Origin of the sequence: Azospirillum sp. HJ39, assembly GCF_041507355.1 — a bacterium.
Taxonomy (GTDB): Bacteria; Pseudomonadota; Alphaproteobacteria; order Azospirillales; family Azospirillaceae; genus Azospirillum; species Azospirillum thiophilum.
Genome location: NZ_CP167911.1, coordinates 1,206,560 through 1,226,159 on the forward strand (window position 1 = coordinate 1,206,560; position 19,600 = coordinate 1,226,159).

A 19,600-nucleotide genomic window follows, 5' to 3' on the forward strand; every position below is an offset into this window, starting at 1 on the left:
GGAGAGGGGACTGCCGCCGCTCCAGCTAACTTACCCTCTCCCGCATAGCGGGGGAGGGAGGGGCCCACGCGCCAGCGTGGGAGGGTGGGGGCAACCGCCCGAGCACCCTACCGCATGACCGTGCAGGTCAGCGCCAGCACGTCGGCCGCCTTGTCGAGGTCGTCGGCCTTCACCAGCACATAGTCGGTCTTGTAGGTCGAGATCGCGAAGATCGGCACATGGGCCTGGGCCAGCGGCACGGCGATGCGGGCCAGGATGCCGAACAGCGTGAAATCCACCGTGGCTTCGACCCGGAAGGCGCGCCAGCCGCGTTCGGCCTTCACGCCGTCGGGCACGCGCTCCTCGCGGCAGAGGATCGACAGCTCGTCGCCGCTGCGGGTGGCGCCGACCAGCGGGTCGGTCCAGTCGAGCCAGTCCGGCAGCCCGCCGCCGGGCGGCAACTGCGCCACCGCCAGCCGGTCGGGCAGCACCGACAGCGTGAGGCCGGTCTGCTCGCGCACCAGCGCCGCGGTCAGCGTCGCCTCGTCCACCTCGAAGGGCTTCAGGATGCGCTTCGCGCGGGCGGCCAGAGACGGCACGCCGGACCGCATGGCGCGGCCCAGCATCTCCGCCGAGGTGGCGCGCAGCGCGGCGTCCGATTCGGCCAGATCGACCACCGCCTGCAGCGCGCTGGTCTGGACGATGCGGCTCGGGCTGTTCTCGAACCAGTCGGCCAGCAGGACGGCGGCGCGGCGGCGCTGCTCCTCGCTCATGCTCAGGCGCGGCACGATCTGGGCGATGTGCCAGCGCACCTCGACCTGCTCGATGGCGACGGCATCGGTCAGCAGATGGTCGACATAAGCGTCGAGCCAAGCCGCATTGCCGCGCGACACCCGTTCCAGCGCGTCGGCGGCACGCATCCGCACGCTGGCATCGCGGTCGAACAGGCAGCCGACCAGCTCGGCCAGCTTGCTGCGGTCGGTTGCTATCTCGGCGGCGACGGAGGGGGCGTCGCCCGCGCTCCGCCGGTCGCCGCGCGCCAGCCGCAGGGCCAGCGGGACGTTACGGATCCTGTCGTCCATCTCACCGGCGTCCGGTCGGACGGCCGAAGCGCGTGTTGTTGCCCAGGCGCGACACCAGCTTGGCGCCGGTCGGCTTGGGCGGCGGCGGGGGAGGCGGCGGCGGCGGGGTCTCGCCGCGCGGCACGCCGCCGCCGGACGCCATCTCCGCCAGATCCTTCACCAGCTTCTGCACGCTGCGGACGCGGGCTTGCGGGTCGGGCCATTCGCGGCTGTAGACCAGCTTGTGGTCGGGCCGCAGCTTCATCAGCGTCAAATGCTGGGCGATGTAGGTCAGCAGCTTGGCCGGCTCGGCATAGACATTGTCGTGGAAGGCCAGCACCACGCCCTTCGGCCCGGCATCGACCCGGTCGAGGTTGGCCTGTTTGCACAGCCGCTTGATGGTGACGACGTCCAGCAGGTTCTCGACCTCCTCCGGCAGCTTGCCGAAGCGGTCGATCAACTCGGCGGCGAAGCCGTCGACCTCGGCGCGGTCGACCAGATCGGCGATGCGGCGGTAGAGCGACAGCCGCACCGTCAGGTCGGGCACATAGGCCTCTGGGATCAGCACCGGCGTGCCGAGATTGATCTGCGGCACCCAGTCCTGCGCCGCCGCCGCGGCGATGGCCCCTTCCTGCATCGAGGCGCGGGCGTTGGCGACGGCGTCCTCCAGCATCTGCTGGTACAGCTCGACGCCGACCTCGCGCACCTGTCCCGACTGCTCCTCGCCCAGCAAATTGCCGGCGCCGCGGATGTCCATGTCGTGGCTGGCGAGCTGGAAGCCGGCGCCCAGGCTGTCCAGCGTCTCGATGACGTGCAGGCGCTGCTGGGCGGTGCTGCTCAGCGGCTTGTTCGGCGCATAGGTCAGATAGGCGTAGCCGCGCTTCTTCGACCGGCCGACGCGGCCGCGGATCTGGTAGAGCTGGGCAAGCCCGAACAGGTCGGCACGGTGGACGATCAGCGTGTTGGCATTCGGGATGTCCAGGCCGCTCTCGATGATGTTGGTGGCCAGCAGCACCTCGAACTTGCCCTCGTCGAAGGCGGTCATCACGTCTTCCAGCTCGCTGGCCGCCATCTGGCCGTGGGCGGTGACGATCTTGACCTCCGGCACCAGCTCGCGCACCCGCTCGGCGACCTTCGCCAGATCCTCCACCCGCGGGCAGACGTAGAAGGACTGGCCGCCGCGGTAATGCTCGCGCAGGATCGCCTCGCGGATCACCACCGGGTCGTAGGGCAGGACGAAGGTGCGCACCGCCAGACGGTCGACCGGCGGCGTCGCGATCAGCGACAGCTCGCGCACGCCGGACAGCGCCATCTGCAAGGTGCGGGGGATCGGCGTGGCGGTCAGCGTCAGCACATGGATGTCGGCGCGCAGCTCCTTCAGCCGTTCCTTCTGCTTCACGCCGAAATGCTGCTCCTCGTCGACGATGACCATGCCGAGCCGCTTGAAGTCCAGCCCCTTGGCCAGCAGGGCGTGGGTGCCGACGACGATGTCGGCCGTGCCCTCCGCCAGCTCCTTCTTGACCAGGGTCTGTTCGCGGGCGGTGACCATGCGCGACAGCTGGACGACGCGCACCGGCAGCCCGCTGAAGCGGGTCGAGAAGGTCTTGAAATGCTGGCGGGCCAGCAGGGTGGTGGGCACGACGACCGCGACCTGCTTGCCGCTCATCGCCACCATGAAGGCGGCGCGCAGGGCGACCTCGGTCTTGCCGAAGCCGACGTCGCCGCAGACCAGCCGGTCCATCGGCCGGCCGCTGCCGAGGTCGGTGAAGATGTCCTCGATCGCCTTCAGCTGGTCGTCGGTCTCGGGGTAGGGGAAGCGGGCGGCGAACTCCTGGTAGACACCCTCCGGCGTCAGCACCGGGTCGGCCTTCTTCAACATGCGCTCGGCGGCGATCCGCAGCAGCGCCTCCGCCATGTCCTTCAGCCGCTTCTTGACCCGTGCCTTGCGGCCTTGCCAGCCGGCGCCGCCCAGCTTGTCGAGCTGGACATGGGCGTCCTCCGAGCCGTAGCGCGACAGCACCTCGATGTTCTCGACCGGGACATAGAGCTTGTCGCCGCCCTCATAGACCAGGCGCAGGCAGTCGTGCGGGGCGCCGGTGACCTCCAGCGTCTCCAGCCCGTCATAGCGGCCGATGCCGTGGTCCATGTGGACGACGATGTCGCCCTCATGCAGGGCCGAATGCTCGGCGATGAAGTTGGCGGCCTTGCGCTTCTTCTTGTGCGGCCGGACCAGACGGTCGCCGAGGATGTCCTGCTCGGTGATGACCGCGAGGTCTGGCGAGGTGAAGCCGTGCTCCATCCCCAGCACGATGGTGCCGATGATGCCGCGGTCGAAGCGGCGGACCTCCTCCATGCTCTCCGCCGGCTCCAGGCCGGGGATGCCATGGTCGGCCAGCACGTTGGACAGGCGGTCGCGCGACCCGGCGGAGTAACCGGCGACCAGCACCCGCCGCCCGTCGGCGCGCAGGGCCCGGATATGGTCCTTCACCGCGTCGAAGACGTTGACGTCGGGGCGGTTGCGCTCCTCGGCGAAGTCGTGGCCACGCTTGCCGCCGGCGTCGACGGTGCCCTTGATGCCGGGGGGCGTCGAGAAGATCTGGAGCTGCGCCACCGCGCGCTCGGCCATCAGCGCATCCCAGCCGACGGCGTCGATGAACAGCGAGGCGACCGGCACCGGCTTGTAGACCGGCGATCCCGCCCGCTTCTCGATGGTCATCATGCCGTCGCGCGAAGCATGGAAATCGACCACCTGCGCCATGCGGGCGTCGCGCGCCTCCGCCGCCTGATGGTCCAGGCTGACGATGCCGCGCGGCAAATAGTCCAGCACCGTGTCCATGCTCTCGTGGAACAGCGGCAGCCAATGCTCCATCCCACCATAGGAGCGGCCGGCGGAGATCGCCTCGTAGAGCGGATCGTCGTCGGTCACCGCGCCGAACAGCTCGCGGTAGCCGGAACGGAAGCGGGCGATCCCCGCCTCGTCCAGGAACACCTCGGACATCGGCTTCAGCTCGACCCGCTCGCGCTTGTCGGTGGTGCGCTGGGTCATCGGGTCGAAGGCGCGCACCCCCTCCAGCTCGTCGCCGAACAGGTCGAGGCGCAGCGGCTCGTCGGTGCCGGGCGGGAACAGGTCGACGATGCCGCCGCGCACGGCGAACTCGCCCGGCTCGCGCACCGTCTGGGCGCGGGTGTAGCCGTTGCCGGCGAGGTAGCGTTGCAGCTTCTCCAGGTCGATGCGGTCGCGCAGCTTGGCGGTGAACAGCGCGTCCTTGAAGGCGCTGCGCGGCGGCACCTTCTGCACCACGGCATTCACGGTGGTCAGCACGACCAGCGGGGCCAGCCCGTCGCGGTTCGCCGCCGCGTCGCGCCGGGCGATCAGCCGGGTCAGCGTGTCGATGCGCTGGGCGACGATGCCGCCATTGGGCGACACCCGGTCATAGGGCAGGCAATCCCAGGCCGGGAAGGTCATCACCTCCAGCTTCGGCGCGAAGAAGGCCAGCGCTTCGGCCAGCAGGGCGGCGCGGGTGTCGTCCAGCGCCACATGCAGCAGGCCGTAGCCCCCGGCCTTCTGCGCAAGCTCCGCCAGGATGCGGGCGTCATGGCCCTCGGGCGCGCCGCCGATCAGGAGACGGCCGGCGCGGCCGGGCTGGAGATCGAAACTGACCAAAGGAGAATGCCTCGGGGATGCGGGAGAGAGGATTTGGAGCCTTGACCGGCTCCGTCAGGAGCCCTGACGTGGTGTGTATTGGAACGCCGTCAACAGGCGCATCACGTCGCCGTCATGCTCGGCCGGCACCGGCTCGCGGCCCGACATCCAGTCGTAGAGGTCGGGGTCGCCCAGTTCCAGCAGCGCCTCGAAGCGGTCGAGCATGGCATGGTCGAAGGTCACTACATGGGCGTCGGCGAAGCTGCCCATCAGCAGGTCCATCTCGCGCGTGCCGCGATGCCAGGAGCGGAAGCGCAGCCGCTTGCGCCGGTTTTCGAGCGATTCGGCCATCTCGGGAGCCGACGTCTCGGGAGCTGGTGGGGTGCCGTTTTCGGTCATTGCAGTCCAACGTCGAAAGCCCCCGACGGCGCCAGAGGCGAAGGGAGGGCGAAGGAGGGAACCATTCAGGAACCCCATCCTGCACGGGCCGGGCCGGCGATGCAACATTGGCCGCCCGCCTTGACCGCCCGCCTTGACCGCCCGCCTTGACCATTGGCGGGGGATGTCCTATCTGCCCTGTGGCCCGCGGGGACGACCCCGCCGCTCGACGATGGGCAACCGGGTGGGGACGACCCCGCCATTCCAGGACGGAGTCGCCGTCATGGCGTGGGTCACGCTGTTCTTTGCCGGATTGTTCGAGATCGGATGGGCCGTCGGCCTGAAATACACCGAAGGCTTCACCCGCCTGATGCCCAGCCTGCTGACCGCGGCGGCCATGCTGGCGAGCCTGCTCCTGCTGGGCTATGCGCTGAAGACGCTGCCGCTGGGAACGGCCTACGCGGTATGGACCGGCATCGGCACGGTCGGCACCGCCCTGCTCGGCATGTGGCTGTTCGGCGAGCCGGCCGACGCGCTGCGCCTGCTGTGCATCGCCGCCATCGTCGGCGGGATCGCAGGGTTGAAGCTGCTGCACGGGTGAGGGGAAGGGGCCCCCTCCCCATCCCTCCCCCGCCATAGGCGGGGGAGGGGGCAGGATGCTTGTGAGCGGGATTGAACTGCCGAAGCGGCGGCAGTCCCCCTCTCCCGCCATAGGCGGGGGAGGGATGGGGAGGGGGCAACCGTGCTCGCCGCCCCTTACAGCGCCTCCGTCCGGCAGGTCAGCGCCAGCGTCTCGGCGGTGTTGGCGATGGCGGACAGGCAGACCTCCGCCCGTTCCGCCGGGATCGAGACGGAGAAGCGCAGCACATAGCGCTCGCCGCTGCGGTCGGGCAGGGTCTGGGCATCCAGCCGGACGATGTTGGCGTCGAACTGGGTGAAGATCTCGGACAGCCGCGCGACGAGGCCGGGCTGGTCGCCGCCCGACACCTCGACCCGGTGGGTCACCAGTGCCTGCGGGCCGGGCTGGGGGTCGAAGGCGAAGGGCGTGACCTTCACCTCGGCGCCGGCCAGCACCGGCAGCGACGACAGGCTGTCCTGTACCTCGGCCACCGTCAGTCCGTCGGGCAACTCGCAGACGGCGGAGAATTCCGCACCGCTGCCGAGCGAGGCGAAGGTGGCGTCGCGCAGGTTGATGCCCTGTTCGAACAGATGGCTGGTGATGCCGGACACCAGCCCGACCCGGTCGGGGCAGAAGGTGGAGACCAGGGCCAATCCCGTCATGGCGTTCCTCCCTAGACGATGATGATCGTGCCGCCGTGATGCGGCCGTTATGCGCGATCATCGAAGCGGTCTGCCGGGAACTCCAGCGGAAAAACAGCCGTCAGGCCGCGAACAGCCTGCGGGTGGCGGCGCTGATGGCGTGGAGCTCCGCCGCCAGCGCCGGGTCGACATCGTCGACATAGTGGGAGGCGAGCAGGCCGAAATTCAACTCGGCCGCCCGGTCGAGCCGGTCGCGGCCCGCATCCAGCGCGCCGCCCACATAGGCGAGCTGGTGCAGAATGCTGCCCAGCCATGTGTTCGCCGGCTCCCGGCGCGCCAGTTCGGCAACCCCGGCGGACGCGCGGGCGATCCGGCTGCGAAGCTCGTCCCTGGTGAGGATGTCTGACATGGCGGCGCTCCCTTTCCGGCAGAGAGATCGTGCCGGGGCGGCGGATTTGCAAACCCCGCCCCGGACGCAGGGGACCGCCGGTTATTGGACGGGGCCGCCGCTGGTCACGCCGGCCTTGACGCTGTTGGGGATCACGACCTGGGTGCAGCCGCCCTGCGTCTGGACGCTGGTGCCCGGGGTGCTCCAGGTGTCGACGATGGGGGCCGCGATGGACTTCAGCCCCTGGCCGGCGGGCAGCACCGCCTTGTACTCCGCGCGGCCGGCGCCCGAGATGCCGAGGCAGTCGGGGGTGGCGGTGACGACGGGGGAGAAGAAGTTGCCGAACCGGATGCTGTCGTAGCCGGTGCGGACATACTGGAACCAGGCGGTTCCGGCGGGGATGTCGATCACCTCCAGCGGCTTGGAGAAATCGATGCCCTTGGAGTCGTCGCCATAACGGGCAGAGGTGAGGTCGGTCGAGGCGTAGAAATAGCTGGCCACCACCACCCGCGCGTTCAGCTGGTCGGCGCTGGCGCCTGCGGCCTTGGCGACCGCCGACTGCTCCGGCGTCGGCGCGGACTGCGCATGGCCCTGGCCCGGCAGTGCGGTCGCCAACGCCAGGAAAAGCGCGAATATCGCTCCGCCCATGGAGCGGAAATGAATGGTCTTCATGGTCGTTCAATCCAGGAGGTTGAAAATCTCCGGAAGAACGATATCGATGAAATCGAGAGTTCCAAGCCCCGAATGCGGACGGGGCCGGACCGCTGCCGCGGCCCGGCCCCTCTTTCCAAGGCTGGGACTGTGTGGCCCGGGCCGCCGTCAGGCGGCGGTGCCGCCGACCGTCAGGCCTTCCAGCTTCAGCGTCGGCTGGCCGACGCCGACCGGCACGCCCTGGCCGTCCTTGCCGCAGGTGCCGACGCCGGGGTCGAGGCGGCTGTCGTTGCCGATCATCGACACCTTGGTCAGGCTGTCCGGGCCGTTGCCGATCAGGGTGGCGCCCTTGACCGCCGGGCCGAGCTTGCCGTCCTCGATCAGGTAGGCCTCGCTGGCCGAGAAGACGAACTTGCCGTTGGTGATGTCCACCTGGCCGCCGCCGAAATTCTTGGCGTAGATGCCCTTCTTGACCGAGGCGATGATCTCCTCCGGCGTGTGGTCGCCGTTGCGCATCACCGTGTTGGTCATGCGCGGCATCGGGTGGTAGGCGAAGCTCTGGCGCCGGCCGTTGCCGGTCGGGCGCATGCCCATCAGGCGGGCGTTCATGCGGTCCTGCATGAAGCCGACCAGGATGCCGTCCTCGATCAGCGTGGTGCACTGGCCGGGCGTGCCCTCGTCGTCGACGCTGATCGAGCCGCGCGAGTTCTCGATGGTGCCGTCATCGACGATGGTGACGCCGGGGGCGGCGATGCGCTGGCCCATCAGGCCTGAGAAGGCGGAGGTCTTCTTGCGGTTGAAATCGCCCTCCAGCCCGTGGCCGATGGCCTCGTGCAGCAGGATGCCGGGCCAGCCGCTGCCCAGCACCACCGTCATCTCGCCGGCCGGGGCGGGGACGGAGGCGAGGTTGACCAGCGCCTGCCGCAGCGCCTCGTCGACGAAGCCGCGCCAGGTCTCCGGCTGGATGTAATGCTCGTAGGTGACGCGGCCGCCGCCGCCATAGCCGCCGGTCTCCATCCGGTCGCCCTCGGCCACCACGACGGAGACGTTGAGCCGCACCAGCGGCCGCAGGTCGGCGACGCGCACGCCGTCGGCGCGCATGATCTGCACCGCCTGCCATTCGCCGCTGATCGAGCAGCTGACCTGCCGAACCCGCTCGTCCTTGCCGCGGGCGTAGGCGTCGATGTCGGCCAGCAGCTTCACCTTCTCCTCGAAGGGGACGAGATGCAGGGGATTGTCGGGCATGTAGAGCGCGCGGTTGGTGCCGGCCGGCGGCTCGGCCAGCGTGCCGGTGTGGCCGGACTGGACGGCGCGCACGGTGGCCGCCGCGCGGCGGATCGCCTCCTCCGACAGGTTGCTGGCATGGGCGAAGCCGGTCGCCTCGCCGGCGATGGCGCGCAGCCCGAAGCCCTGGGTGGTGTCGAAGCTGGCCGACTTCAGCTTTCCATCGTCCCAGCCCAGCGACTCGCTCTGGGCATATTCCAGATAGAGCTCCCCATCGTCGGCACTGTGCAGGGCGTCCTGCACGACGCCTTCCACGCGGGCGCGGTCCATGCCGGCGCGGTTGAAGAAGAGATCGTCGGTGACGGCAAGCGCGCTCATGGAAACTCCGAACGTCTGATGGGGCCTGGTTCCAAGGTAGGACACAGTGTCATAGCGGGCGATCTCGCGCCCTGCCTTGCGATGTGTTCTAACGGACTGACTATAGTGTGGCGACGCGCGAGCCGTCCGGCAAGCTTTGGCGGCAAGGTTCGGACGCAAGGTTCGGCGATGCGCCGCCGGTCCGGCCGGGCATGAGGGGCAGGCAAGGCGGGCGAAGACGGGGGGAGGGGCGACGATGAACGACGGTGCGGTGCGGACGGCTGCGGGGATGCCGGTCGGCGGCGGTCCTGCCGGGGCGATGGCCGGGGCGATGGCCGGCGCGGTGGGCGGTTCGCGGACCCTGCGCGACCATCCGTTGCGCCAGACCCTGACCAACGAGGTCCATGCCCGTCCGCCCGAATCGCTGAACGCCCCGGTGCGGGCCACCATGCTGGCGATGCTGTCGGGCGAGGGCGCGGCGGAGGCGGAGCGGCTGCACCTGGAGGCCCTGTGCGACTGGGCCGGCGTCGTCCACCCGCCGCAGGGGGCGACCCACCACAGCGCCTCCTTCGGCAGCTTCCACCTGAAATGGGAGCGCCACACCGAATTCTCGACCTGGACCGTCTTCCGCCCCAGCGCCATGGTGGCGGGCGCCCTGGCGGATCCCTTCGTCGATCCGGCGCTGGCGGCCTTGCCGCGCGACTGGCTGGCCGGGCTGCCGGGGGATCTGCTGGTCGGCATCCATGTCGCCGTGCTCGACGCCGACATGCCCGAGCCGTCGGCCAACATGATGGCGGCGATGTTCGGGTCGGAAAGCTATGTCGGCTCGCGCATCGCCGGCCGCTCCGCCACCGCCTGGACCGATTTCCGCATCCATGGCGACGGCTTCTCCCGCATGCTGGTCGCCGACCATTCGATGACGCCGCGCCAGACCGGCCGGGTCGTCCAGCGCCTGCTGGAGATCGAGACCTACCGCGTGCTGGCGTTGCTGGCGCTGCCGATGGCGCGGGGCGTGCTGCCGCGCCTGGGCCCGATCGAGGCCGGGCTGTCGCAGGTCACCACCCGGATCGCCGGCCTGCGCGGGCTGGAGGACGAGCGCGACCTGCTCGACCGGCTGACCCTGCTGGCGGCGCAGACCGAGCAGATCGCCGCCGAAACCGCCTTCCGCTTCGGCGCCGCCCGCGCCTATTACGAACTGGTCGAGCGGCGGATCGAGGAGCTGCGCGAGATCCGGATAGAAGGGTTGCAGACCGTCCAGGAATTCATGGACCGCCGCCTGACCCCGGCCATCCGCACCTGCGAGGCGGTCGAGCAGCGCATCGAGTCGCTGTCGCAACGGGTGGCGCGGGCCAGCACCCTGCTGCGCACCCGTGTCGAGATCGCGGTGGAAGGGCAGAATGCCGAGCTGCTCCAGTCGATGGACCGCCGCGCCCAATTGCAACTGCGGCTGCAGGAGACGGTGGAGGGGCTGTCGGTGGTGGCGATCAGCTATTACCTGGTCGGCATCGTCGGCTATGCCGCCAAGGGCCTGAAGGGATTCGGGCTGAAGGTCGATCCCGACATGCTGGTCGGGCTGATGATTCCCATCGTCATCGCCTTCGTCTGGTCGGGAGTGCGGCGGATCCGCAAGGTGCTGGTCGGCGGCCATTGAGGGGAGCCAGCCATTCCCGGGCGGGTCGCGCCCCCGGGCTTCCGTCGACGGCAGGGCAGTATGCGTGATGTCGAGGCAATCGACGCCATCTTTCCGCCCGGCAAAATTTTCCGTCTACTTCATGTTTCTCTGTTTCTCCTGGTTGGAAATCCTTCGGCTGTTTAACAGAGATGTCAGGAGTGTTTCCGGTTATTAACGCACTGTCGCAAAACATCGGATTTCCCCCAATGGTTTCCACTACTGGAGTATGCATAATCGACCCGAATTGAGTGAATGCGGATGGAGCGGGCGATGTTCGGGCGGGGGAAAAACAATCGGGTTCTGACGCAAAAGATAGCCGCGCTCGACGCGCTGCGGGCGAAGGTGATGATTGCGGACGAGAATTTGACCATCGTCCATGTCAATCCCGCGGCTGCGGCGCTGCTGCGCGACGCGGAAGCGGATCTGCGCAAGGAGTTGCCGCGGCTCGACGTGAACCGGTTGGTCGGCAGCAACATCGACATCTTCCACAAGAACCCGAGCCACCAGCGCGGAATGCTGGCCGCCCTCACCAAGCCGCATAGCGCCACCATCAAGGTCGGCGGCCACCAGTTCGACCTGCTGGTCACGCCGCTGACAGACAATGGCCGGCGCATCGGCTTCGTGGTCGAATGGGCCGACGCCAAGGAACGGCTGGAGAATGTCGATTACGCCAGCCAGATGACGGCGATCAGCCGGTCGCAGGCAGTGATCGAGTTCACCACCGATGGCGTCATCACCAAGGCCAACGAGAATTTCCTGAAGGTGATGGGCTACCGGCTGGACGAGGTGGTCGGCAAGCGCCACGGCATGTTCGTCGAGCCGGCCTACCGCGACAGCCCCGACTATGCCCGTTTCTGGGACACCCTGCGCCGCGGCGAGTTCCAGGCGGCGCAGTACAAGCGCATCTCCAAGTCCGGCAAGGACGTGTGGATCGAAGGCGCCTACAACCCGATCTTCGACGAGAAGGGGAAGGTGACGAAGATCGTTAAGTTCGCGGTCGACGTCACCGCACAGGTGAACCTGCTGAACGAACTGAAGGTCATGATCGACCGGAATTTCGGCGAGATCGACCAGGCGCTCCACCTGTCGAACGAGGAGGCCGGCTCGGCCAATGCCGCCGCCGAGTCGACATCGGCAAGCGTGCAGATGGTTGCGGCCAGCGCCGAGGAGCTGGTCTCCTCCATCGGCGAGATCTCGCAGAGCATGACCCGCGCCCGCGCGGCGACCGACGGCGCCTTCGACCGCACCGTGGCGGTCGGCGCGAGCACCGAGCGACTGGCCGCCGCCGCCCAGGCGATGAACGGCATCGTCGGGCTGATCAACAGCATCGCCGGCCAGATCAACCTGCTGGCGCTGAACGCCACCATCGAGGCGGCGCGTGCCGGCGAGGCCGGCAAGGGCTTTGCCGTGGTGGCGAGCGAGGTGAAGAACCTCGCCAATCAGGCGGCCAGGGCGACCGAGCAGATCTCCGCCGAGATCGAGGGCATCCAATCGACCTCCAGCGAGGTCGCCAACGCGCTGACCGCGATCCGCGAGGCGGTCACCGCCGTGCGGGAGCATGTGACCGGCACGGCATCCGCGGTGGAGGAGCAGAGCGCCGTCACCCAGACCATGTCCAGCAGCATGCAGACCGCATCCGCCGCGGTGGCGACGGTGACCTCCAACATCACCGCCATCTCCGCCACGGTGGAGCAGGTCAGCAGTGCCGTCGCGCGGACCAAGGAGGCGGCGCTGGTCCTGGTCCGTTGAGAAGGGGGCCGTTGAGAAGGGGGCCGCTGAGTAGGGGCCGGGAGCCGGTCAGCGCCGGTGGAATTCCGGCGGCCGCTTCTCGAAGAAGGCGGTGATGCCCTCCTTGGCCTCGCCATGGTGCAGCGCCTCGACGAACAGGTCGCTTTCGCGGGCGAGCTGGGTGGCGAAGCTGCCATAGGCCAGCTCCATCAGCTTCTTCGCCCGGCCCATGGCGCCGGCCGGCCCGTCCGCGATGATCGCCGCCCAGTCGATCGCCGCGGTCAGCGCCCCGCCGGGGGCGGTCACGCGGTTGACGACGCCGGCGGCATGCAGGCGCGCCGCATCGACTGGGCCGCCGGTCAGCATCAGCTCGGCATAGAGTTGCGGCGGCAAGGCCCGGGCCAGCGAGGCCGACGCGCCGCCGTCGGAGGTCAGTCCGACCTTGACATAGGCGGTCAGGAAGCGGGCATCCTCCGCCGCGACGATCAGGTCGCAGGCCAGCGCCAGCGAGAAGCCGGCGCCGGCCGCCGGTCCCTCGACCGCCGCGAGGATCGGCTTGGGGCATTCGCGCATCGAGCGGACCCAGCCGTGGAAGCGCTCGATCCCGTCCCGGTTCTCCGACCGCGAGCGGCTGCCATGGTGATAGAGGTTGTTCAGGTGCCCGCCGGAGCTGAAGGCCCCGTCGGCGCCGGTCAGCACGATGGCGCCGATGCCGGGGTCGTGCGTCGCCTCGTCGAGCGCGTCGCGGCCGGCAGCCATCATCCGCAGGCCGAGCGCGTTCCGGGTGCCGGCGTCGCTCATGGTCAGCACCATGACGCGGCCCTGGCGTTCAACCGTCATGCTGCCGGTATCCTGACGTTCGTTCATGGTCGTTTCATCCCCGGTTGTCGTTGTCCGGCGGAGTGCCCGGCGGAGGGGCCCTCGCCGACTGGTGGAGGCATTGTGTCAGCGGCGCGGGGCGGCTCCAATCCGTCCGACCGGTATAGGAGGCGGCCGGGCCGCGCCGGAAGCGCCTGTTTTTCCGAAATACCCCGTCCTACCTTGGGGTGAGGCTTATCGACGCGGAGACGGCGGGGGATGGCTCTGGCACTGGGCGGGCAAGGACAGGGACAGGGGAAGGGGCGGGGGAGCGGGGCCGTGATGACGGCGCCGGTGCCGCCCTATGCCAACCGTGCCGTCATCCTGCTCTGCGTCCTGGCCTTCGTGGCACGGCTGCCGCCGGAATCCTTCGCCTTCGTCCCCGCCTATTTCTTCGGAACCGTCGAGCTGGCCGGCCCGTTGCCGACCGCGGCGCTGTGGCGGGGGCTGTTCGGCCATGTGCTGATCCATGGCGACCTGACGCATCTGGCCTCCAACATGGCGGTGCTGTGGCTGCTGGGCGATGCGGTCGAGCGGGAGGCCGGGCATGTCCGCCATCTGCTGCTGTTCACCGGCGGCACGGTGGCGGCGGCCTTGACCGAGGGCGTGCTGGCGACCGACCGCATGGCGCCGCTGATCGGGGCGAGCGGGGCGATCTGTGCCCTGATGGGCGCCTTCCTGTGGCTGCGTCCGCGCCGCGGTCCGCTGGCCCGGCGCTGGCTGCGGCAGCTGGTCCAGGGAGCGATCGCGGTCTTCGCGCTGCTGAACGCGGCGATGGTGCTGATGCCGCCGCCAGCCGATTCGCCGCTGGCGGAGGTCGGCTGGGGCGCCCATGCGGGCGGGCTGGCCGCCGGGCTGCTGCTGGGGGCGCTGCTGTGCCGGCCGGGACGGTCGGGCAGGCCGGCACCGGGCGGCGCCTGAACGGTTGCAATTGCCGGACATGCCCGGAATACTCCCGCGGAAATCAGCGGGGGATGGTGGGGAATGAGCGGCGAAACGGTCATGGGCGTCATCGGCGGCAGCGGTCTCTACGACATCGACGGGCTGGAGAACACCCGCTGGGTCGAGGTGACGACGCCCTTCGGCGCCCCGTCCGACGCGTTGCTGACCGGCGAGCTGGCGGGCCGGCGGCTGGTCTTCCTGCCGCGCCACGGCCGCGGCCACCGCATCCCGCCGTCGGAGCTGAACTTCCGCGCCAACATCCACGCGCTGAAGCAGCTGGGCGTGACCGACATCCTGTCGGTGTCGGCGGTCGGCTCGCTGAAGGAGCATCTGCCGCCCGGCAGCTTCGTGGTGATCGACCAGTTCATCGACCGAACATTCGCCCGCGAGAAGAGCTTCTTCGGCAGCGGGCTGGTCGCCCATGTCGGGCTGGGGCATCCGGTCTGCGGCCGTCTCGGCGACCTGATCGAGGAGGCGCTGGTCGAGCTGGACATCCCGCACCAGCGGCGCGGCACCTACATGGTGATGGAGGGGCCGCAATTCTCCACCGTCGCCGAATCGAATCTGTACCGCAGCTGGGGCTGTGACGTCATCGGCATGACCAACATGCCCGAGGCCAAGCTCGCCCGCGAGGCGGAGATGTGCTACGCGACCGTCGCCATGGTCACCGACTATGATTGCTGGCACGAGGGTCACGACCATGTCTCGGTCGATGCGGTGATCAAGGTGGTGGTCGCCAATGCCGGCAAGGCCCGCTCGCTGGTGACGGCGCTGGCCCCGAAGGTCGCGACGCGCGAGGGGCTGTGCGCCCAGGGCTGCCACACCGCGCTCGACAACGCCATCATGACCGCGCCTGCCCACCGCGACCCGGCGATGCTGGAAAAACTGGCGCTGATCGTGAAGCGGGCGCTGGGCTGAGCCGGAGCGCCGCGGTGCCCGGAGATCTTGCGGGACATTGCCGACAACGCGGAAAAGCACTATTTTCGGGGAAGGCGTGACGGGGTCGTTACCCCCGGCACGCCCGCCCGATCAGCGGTTCAGATACTCGAGCACCAGCTTGAGCAGCTGCAACAGCAGGATCAGGAGAGTGAGGATCTGATTCATCCTCGTTCCCTCCGTCAGAGCGGCGCGGGCGGTGGCCGGTCCACCGCCCCGACCGCCCGGCAACCATGCCAAGCACCCCTGCCGTTTGCACGACGTAAGTTGCATGTAATTTTGCATGCTCGCTTTTGTGCGCGCGGAAAACACTTGCCAATGGCAAAGGTCTTGGCGAGGGCGCCTGGACGGGCTATCGGCCTGTACCCCCTGAACGAAAGTAGGGGTGTGACCCTCACCGGACGTCGCATATATCATCGGTACACGTAACCATTCGGGCGACGGCAAGACGGTTTTGCGGTTGATCGATGCGACAGATGGCGGTTGTCCGGAACAATCGCCAATGCTCGCGCCGTCCTGCGATGCAACGCTTCTGTAATTCCGGGCAGCGGCAGCGGCGATCCGTTGCCGGTGCTGTAATGCGCCTGGGCGGTGTTTTCCACGGAATGGAAAAGCTGCGGACCGGCTGTGGAATGGAAGCCATGCAATTTGAAGAATTGCCGGATGCCTGCTTCGATTTCTAGGATTGTTCGGCCACTATAGTGTCCGCTGTTCGGCAAATGGCGCCATCCGCAACAGGCGTCATGGCCATAACGATGAGGAAACGTTCATGAAGCGTCGTTCCTTCCTGACCTCGGCCGGCGTCGGCGTCGCCGCCAGCACGCTGGCGGCTCCCGCCATCGCGCAGTCGCAGCCGGAGATCCATTGGCGCCTCGCGTCCAGCTTCCCCAAGAGCCTGGACACCATCTATGGCGCGGCCGACACCATCGCCGCCCGCGTCGCCGCGGCGACCGACGGCAAGTTCACCATCCGTCCCTTTGCCGCCGGCGAGATCGTCCCCGGCCTGCAGGTGCTGGACGCGGTGCAGAACGGCACGGTCGAGTGCGGCCACACCGCCAGCTATTACTATGTCGGCAAGGACCCGACCTTCACCTTCGACGCGACGGTGCCGTTCGGCCTGAACGCCCGCCAGCAGAACGCCTGGATCTACAATGGCGGCGGCATGGCCCTGCTGCGCGAGTTCTTCGACGGCTACGGCGTCATGAACTTCCCGGCCGGCAACACCGGCGTGCAGATGGGCGGCTGGTTCCGCAAGGAGATCAAGACCGTCGAGGATCTGAAGGGCCTGAAGTTCCGCATCGGCGGCTTCGCCGGGCAGGTGCTGGCCAAGCTGGGCACCGTGCCGCAGCAGATTGCCGGCGGCGACATCTATCCGTCGCTGGAAAAGGGCACCATCGACGCCGCCGAATGGATCGGCCCGTACGACGACGAGAAGCTGGGCTTCAACAAGGTCGCCAAGTACTACTACTATCCGGGCTGGTGGGAAGGCGGGCTGAACGTCTCGCTGCTGGTCAACAAGCAGCAGTGGGAACAGCTGCCCAAGCAGTACAAGGCCGTCCTGGAGGCCGCCTGCTTCGAGGCGAACCTGACCATGAACGCCAAGTACGATGCCGAGAATCCGGCGGCGCTCCGCCGTCTGGTCGCCGGCGGCGCCCAGCTGCGCCCGTTCCCGCGCGACGTGATGGAGGCTTGCTACAAGGCCGCCACCGAGCTTTATGAGGAAACCGCCAAGACGAACCCGAAGTTCGCCAAGATCTACGAGCCGTGGAAGAAGTTCCGCGACGAGGAATATCTGTGGTTCCGGGTTGCCGAGAACTCCTTCGACAACTTCGCCTTCACCGCCGGCCTGAAGCGCTGACGGCAGGCGCCGACGGAAGAGTCTCCCGCTCAAGGCCCCCGCGACCCGACCGGTCGCGGGGGCTTTGTGTTTCAGGCCATTGTCTTCAGGCGGGGCGGCCGGGCGCCAGCAGGTTGGCGATCATGGTCTGCACGACCTCGCCGTCCTGGTTCAGGGTGGTGGTCTTCACCCGCAGGATGCCCTGGTCGGGCCGCTTGGCCGAGCGCCGGGCCTCCAGCACCTCCATCTCGATGCGCAGCACGTCGCCGGGCCGGGTCGGCCGCGGCCAGCCGATCTGGTCGACCCCCATGCCGATATAGCCGCCGGCCAGCCGGGCGTCGCTGCCGACGATCATCCGCATGGTCAGCCCGGCGGTGTGCCAGCCGCTGGCCGCCAGCCCGCGGAACAGCGTGTCCTTCGCCGCGTCGGCATCCAGGTGGAAGGGCTGCGGATCGAACTGGCGGGCATAGGCGACGATCTCCGCCGCATCGACGCTCAGCGGTCCGCCGGTGAAGCGGTCGCCCACCGTGACATCCTCGAAATAGCGCATCCCCCGGGCTCCGTTCGTCGTTGTGGTCAGGCCTGTGCCGACGGTCTATGATACAGACCTGTCTCATCGCTTTCAGAGTGAGACAGGTCTGTATCATTGTCAACCGCCGGCTTGGCCGGGCCGGCTGCCAAAAGGCGGGGATTGGGATGGAAGAAACCGTGACCGTGAAGAAGCCGGCGCGCGAGCGGATTCTCGACGCGGCGGCGGAGCTGTTCTACCGCGACGGCATCCGCGCGGTCGGAGTCGATACGGTCATCGCCCGGTCCGGCGTCGCGAAGATGAGTCTGTACCGGAACTTCGCATCGAAGGACGAGCTGGTCTGCGCCTATCTGGAGCGCAGCGCCGCCGAGCATGCGGCCTGGTGGGACCGGGTGACCGCCCGCCATCCGGGCGACCCGCGCGCCCAGATGCAGGCGCTGTTCACGGCGCTCGGCCACTGGATCGACCATCCGAAATTCCAGGGCTGTCCCTTCACCAGCGCCGCTGCCGAGCTGCGCGATCCTGCCAACCCGGCGCATGCGCTGGCGGTGGCGCACAAGCGCATGGTCCGCGACCGCCTGCGTGCGCTCGCCGCCGCCGCGGGCGCGGAGGATCCGGAGCGTTTGACGGCGCAGCTGCAGCTGTTGATGGAAGGCGCCTATGCCGCCGGCCGGGCTTTGGATCTGGGGGCAGGCAACGGGGCGGTGGCGAGCGCGGCGGCGGCCCTCATCGACAGGGCCTGTGGCGCGGGAACTGCCGGTCGGGAAATCCTGAAGGCGGGCCAATCCTGAAGGCGGGAGCGCCGCAGAGGGATCTGCGGCGTCGGATCGGTGTCGCTCTGCCTGTTGCGCTATTCCGCCACGGTGAGGCGGTCGCGGACGGGCTGCTGGCCGGGACGGTAGTCCTGCAGGCGGGTGGCGCGCAGGCCGCGCATGCCGTGGCTGTCGATCAGCCGCTGCCAGGACAGGAATTCCTCCACCGACAGGGTATAGCGGCGACAGGCCTCCTCCAGGCTGATCAGGCCCGAACGGACGCCGGCGACCACTTCCGCCTTGCGGCGCATCACCCAACGCTTGGTGTCGGGCGGGGGAAGGTCGTTTTCGGTCATGGGACGCCCTTCGGGGCCAATGACCGATGCACCGGCTGCGCTGTCGTCGCCGATGTCGAGTTCTACGAGTGCCATGCGCGGACGCTCCAACCCAAACTGTGGATTCCACGATTTCGGGGTACTCTAGGCGCCGGCACTTAACAAATGGCTAAACGATAGAGTTAATGATTTATTGTGGATAAGGCCTCCTCCGAAAGGGCGGGGCGGGGCGGGGCGGGGCAGGGAGCGGGACAGGGGGCGGGGCAGCGCGGGACGGGGGCGGCCTTGCCGTCCCCCCGCATCCCGGTCAGTAGACCGTCGTCAGCTTCGACAGCGGGACTTCGTTGGGTCCGATGTTCAGCACGGTTTCGCCATCCTTGTTGGTGCCGATGCCGGCGACGGTGCCGAAGGTGTAGGTGGTCGCCTTGATGGTGTCGTCCTTGTTTTCCGCAACCGGGGCGACGTTCATGCGGTAGCTGCCCGGCTGCACCGCGCGGCCGTCGTTGTCCTTGAAGTCCCAGTTGACCGAATGCTTGGTGCCGGCCGTGGTCTCGCCCTTCATGGAGCGGATGATGTTGCCCTTGGCGTCGATGATGTCGATGCGGACCGACTTGGCCGAGGTTTCCAGCTCGTAGCCCAGCGGGGCCTGGGTCATGCCGCTGGCGTACTGGAAGGTGTCGCCCTGGAAGGCGACCAGGCGGCCGAGATAGGCGAGGTTGGTGGAGGCGGTGCCGGCGCCCTGCAACTGTACCAGCTTGTCCAGGCGGCTGTTGGTGCCGATGTTCTGCTCGACGTTCGCGAAGTCGACCAGCTGCTTGGTCAGGTCGTTGGTGTCGAGCGGCTTCAGCGGATCCTGGTTCCTCATCTGCGTGGTCAGCAGGGTGAGGAAGGTCTGGAAATTGTCGCCCAGCCCCTTCGTGGCGGTGGCGGTCTTGTCGGCATCGGTCTGAGGAGCCTTGGTGTTGGACGTCGTCGACCCGGTCGACTTCCCGCCCGAATAGGTGCCGTACTGGTTCAGGGTCGGTGTGGTGGGATCGGTCGTGGTCATGGCGGTCGTCCTCTATGGCCCT

General features: G+C 68.5%; 20 protein-coding genes. 7 read left to right on the forward strand and 13 right to left on the reverse strand.

Translation table 11 applies throughout. From position 1 onward, the window contains the following. Positions 1-107 precede the first annotated feature (107 nt). Genes ABMY26_RS18985 through ABMY26_RS18995 form a run of 3 tightly spaced genes read right to left on the reverse strand, consistent with a single transcriptional unit; the run spans position 108 to position 5,082 of the window. Complete coding sequence (locus ABMY26_RS18985) at positions 108-1,061, reverse strand: ACT domain-containing protein (RefSeq protein ID WP_372398730.1); 954 nt, start codon at positions 1,059-1,061, stop codon at positions 108-110. Between the two features lies 1 nt (position 1,062). Further along, a complete protein-coding gene (gene mfd, locus ABMY26_RS18990) occupies positions 1,063-4,704 on the reverse strand; it encodes a transcription-repair coupling factor (protein WP_372398731.1) in 3,642 nt (1,213 codons plus the stop codon). A 54-nt stretch (positions 4,705-4,758) separates the two neighbouring features. Next, positions 4,759-5,082: a succinate dehydrogenase assembly factor 2 gene (locus ABMY26_RS18995; RefSeq protein WP_372398732.1), complete on the reverse strand. Its 324-nt coding sequence runs from the start codon at positions 5,080-5,082 to the stop codon at positions 4,759-4,761. Between the two features lie 262 nt (positions 5,083-5,344). Here ABMY26_RS18995 and sugE point away from each other — a divergent pair, with 262 nt between their 5' ends. Then, the gene (gene sugE, locus ABMY26_RS19000) at positions 5,345-5,662 is read left to right on the forward strand and encodes a quaternary ammonium compound efflux SMR transporter SugE (protein ID WP_372398734.1); all 318 of its coding nucleotides are present in this window, start codon (positions 5,345-5,347) and stop codon (positions 5,660-5,662) included. A gap of 155 nt (positions 5,663-5,817) precedes the next feature. On the opposite strand, the gene ABMY26_RS19005 is transcribed toward sugE, so the two are convergent. The 4 genes from ABMY26_RS19005 to tldD all read right to left on the reverse strand — a co-directional run bounded on the left by ABMY26_RS19005 (position 5,818) and on the right by tldD (position 8,962). Continuing rightward, positions 5,818-6,342: a glycine cleavage system protein R gene (locus tag ABMY26_RS19005; protein ID WP_372398735.1), complete on the reverse strand. Its 525-nt coding sequence runs from the start codon at positions 6,340-6,342 to the stop codon at positions 5,818-5,820. Positions 6,343-6,442: 100 nt separating this feature from the next. After that, positions 6,443-6,730 (reverse strand): immunity protein Tsi6 family protein, encoded by a 288-nt coding sequence (locus ABMY26_RS19010; protein WP_372398736.1) that lies wholly within the window; start codon positions 6,728-6,730, stop codon positions 6,443-6,445. Between the two features lie 81 nt (positions 6,731-6,811). Next, positions 6,812-7,381 (reverse strand): polymorphic toxin type 46 domain-containing protein, encoded by a 570-nt coding sequence (locus tag ABMY26_RS19015; protein ID WP_372398737.1) that lies wholly within the window; start codon positions 7,379-7,381, stop codon positions 6,812-6,814. A gap of 147 nt (positions 7,382-7,528) precedes the next feature. Beyond that, complete coding sequence (gene tldD / locus ABMY26_RS19020) at positions 7,529-8,962, reverse strand: metalloprotease TldD (protein WP_372398738.1); 1,434 nt, start codon at positions 8,960-8,962, stop codon at positions 7,529-7,531. 235 nt (positions 8,963-9,197) lie between these two features. Between tldD and ABMY26_RS19025 the strand changes: the two genes are divergently transcribed. Continuing rightward, on the forward strand, positions 9,198-10,592 hold the full coding sequence (locus tag ABMY26_RS19025) for a DUF3422 family protein (RefSeq protein ID WP_372398739.1): 1,395 nt from the start codon (positions 9,198-9,200) through the stop codon (positions 10,590-10,592). A gap of 291 nt (positions 10,593-10,883) precedes the next feature. Then, positions 10,884-12,362, forward strand: coding sequence for a methyl-accepting chemotaxis protein (locus ABMY26_RS19030; RefSeq protein ID WP_372398740.1), 1,479 nt, complete (start codon positions 10,884-10,886; stop codon positions 12,360-12,362). Positions 12,363-12,410: 48 nt separating this feature from the next. On the opposite strand, the gene ABMY26_RS19035 is transcribed toward ABMY26_RS19030, so the two are convergent. Then, the gene (locus ABMY26_RS19035; RefSeq protein WP_372398742.1) at positions 12,411-13,208 is read right to left on the reverse strand and encodes an oxepin-CoA hydrolase, alternative type; all 798 of its coding nucleotides are present in this window, start codon (positions 13,206-13,208) and stop codon (positions 12,411-12,413) included. Positions 13,209-13,481: 273 nt separating this feature from the next. Between ABMY26_RS19035 and ABMY26_RS19040 the strand changes: the two genes are divergently transcribed. Both ABMY26_RS19040 and ABMY26_RS19045 read left to right on the forward strand, forming a co-directional pair. Then, positions 13,482-14,120: a rhomboid family intramembrane serine protease gene (locus ABMY26_RS19040; protein WP_372399036.1), complete on the forward strand. Its 639-nt coding sequence runs from the start codon at positions 13,482-13,484 to the stop codon at positions 14,118-14,120. A gap of 63 nt (positions 14,121-14,183) precedes the next feature. Then, positions 14,184-15,059 (forward strand): S-methyl-5'-thioadenosine phosphorylase, encoded by an 876-nt coding sequence (locus tag ABMY26_RS19045; RefSeq protein ID WP_372398743.1) that lies wholly within the window; start codon positions 14,184-14,186, stop codon positions 15,057-15,059. 111 nt (positions 15,060-15,170) lie between these two features. Here ABMY26_RS19045 and ABMY26_RS19050 read toward each other — a convergent pair whose 3' ends face one another. Together ABMY26_RS19050 and ABMY26_RS19055 are read right to left on the reverse strand one after the other, a co-directional pair. Then, on the reverse strand, positions 15,171-15,317 hold the full coding sequence (locus ABMY26_RS19050) for a hypothetical protein (protein ID WP_372398744.1): 147 nt from the start codon (positions 15,315-15,317) through the stop codon (positions 15,171-15,173). Between the two features lie 173 nt (positions 15,318-15,490). After that, positions 15,491-15,796, reverse strand: coding sequence for a hypothetical protein (locus ABMY26_RS19055; protein ID WP_372398745.1), 306 nt, complete (start codon positions 15,794-15,796; stop codon positions 15,491-15,493). 50 nt (positions 15,797-15,846) lie between these two features. On the opposite strand from ABMY26_RS19055, the gene ABMY26_RS19060 reads away from it, so the two are divergent. Next, a complete protein-coding gene (locus tag ABMY26_RS19060) occupies positions 15,847-16,935 on the forward strand; it encodes a TRAP transporter substrate-binding protein (protein ID WP_045580378.1) in 1,089 nt (362 codons plus the stop codon). 85 nt (positions 16,936-17,020) lie between these two features. Here the strand turns inward: ABMY26_RS19060 and ABMY26_RS19065 are convergent, their stop codons facing one another. Beyond that, a complete protein-coding gene (locus ABMY26_RS19065) occupies positions 17,021-17,464 on the reverse strand; it encodes a MaoC family dehydratase (protein WP_372398747.1) in 444 nt (147 codons plus the stop codon). 158 nt (positions 17,465-17,622) lie between these two features. Between ABMY26_RS19065 and ABMY26_RS19070 the strand changes: the two genes are divergently transcribed. Further along, entirely contained in the window at positions 17,623-18,234 is a 612-nt protein-coding gene (locus ABMY26_RS19070; protein WP_372398748.1) for a TetR/AcrR family transcriptional regulator, read from the forward strand. A 59-nt stretch (positions 18,235-18,293) separates the two neighbouring features. On the opposite strand, the gene ABMY26_RS19075 is transcribed toward ABMY26_RS19070, so the two are convergent. Beyond that, complete coding sequence (locus ABMY26_RS19075; RefSeq protein ID WP_045580375.1) at positions 18,294-18,626, reverse strand: DUF1153 domain-containing protein; 333 nt, start codon at positions 18,624-18,626, stop codon at positions 18,294-18,296. Between the two features lie 211 nt (positions 18,627-18,837). Then, the gene (locus ABMY26_RS19080; protein WP_372398751.1) at positions 18,838-19,578 is read right to left on the reverse strand and encodes a flagellar hook assembly protein FlgD; all 741 of its coding nucleotides are present in this window, start codon (positions 19,576-19,578) and stop codon (positions 18,838-18,840) included. Between the last annotated feature and the right edge of the window lie 22 nt (positions 19,579-19,600).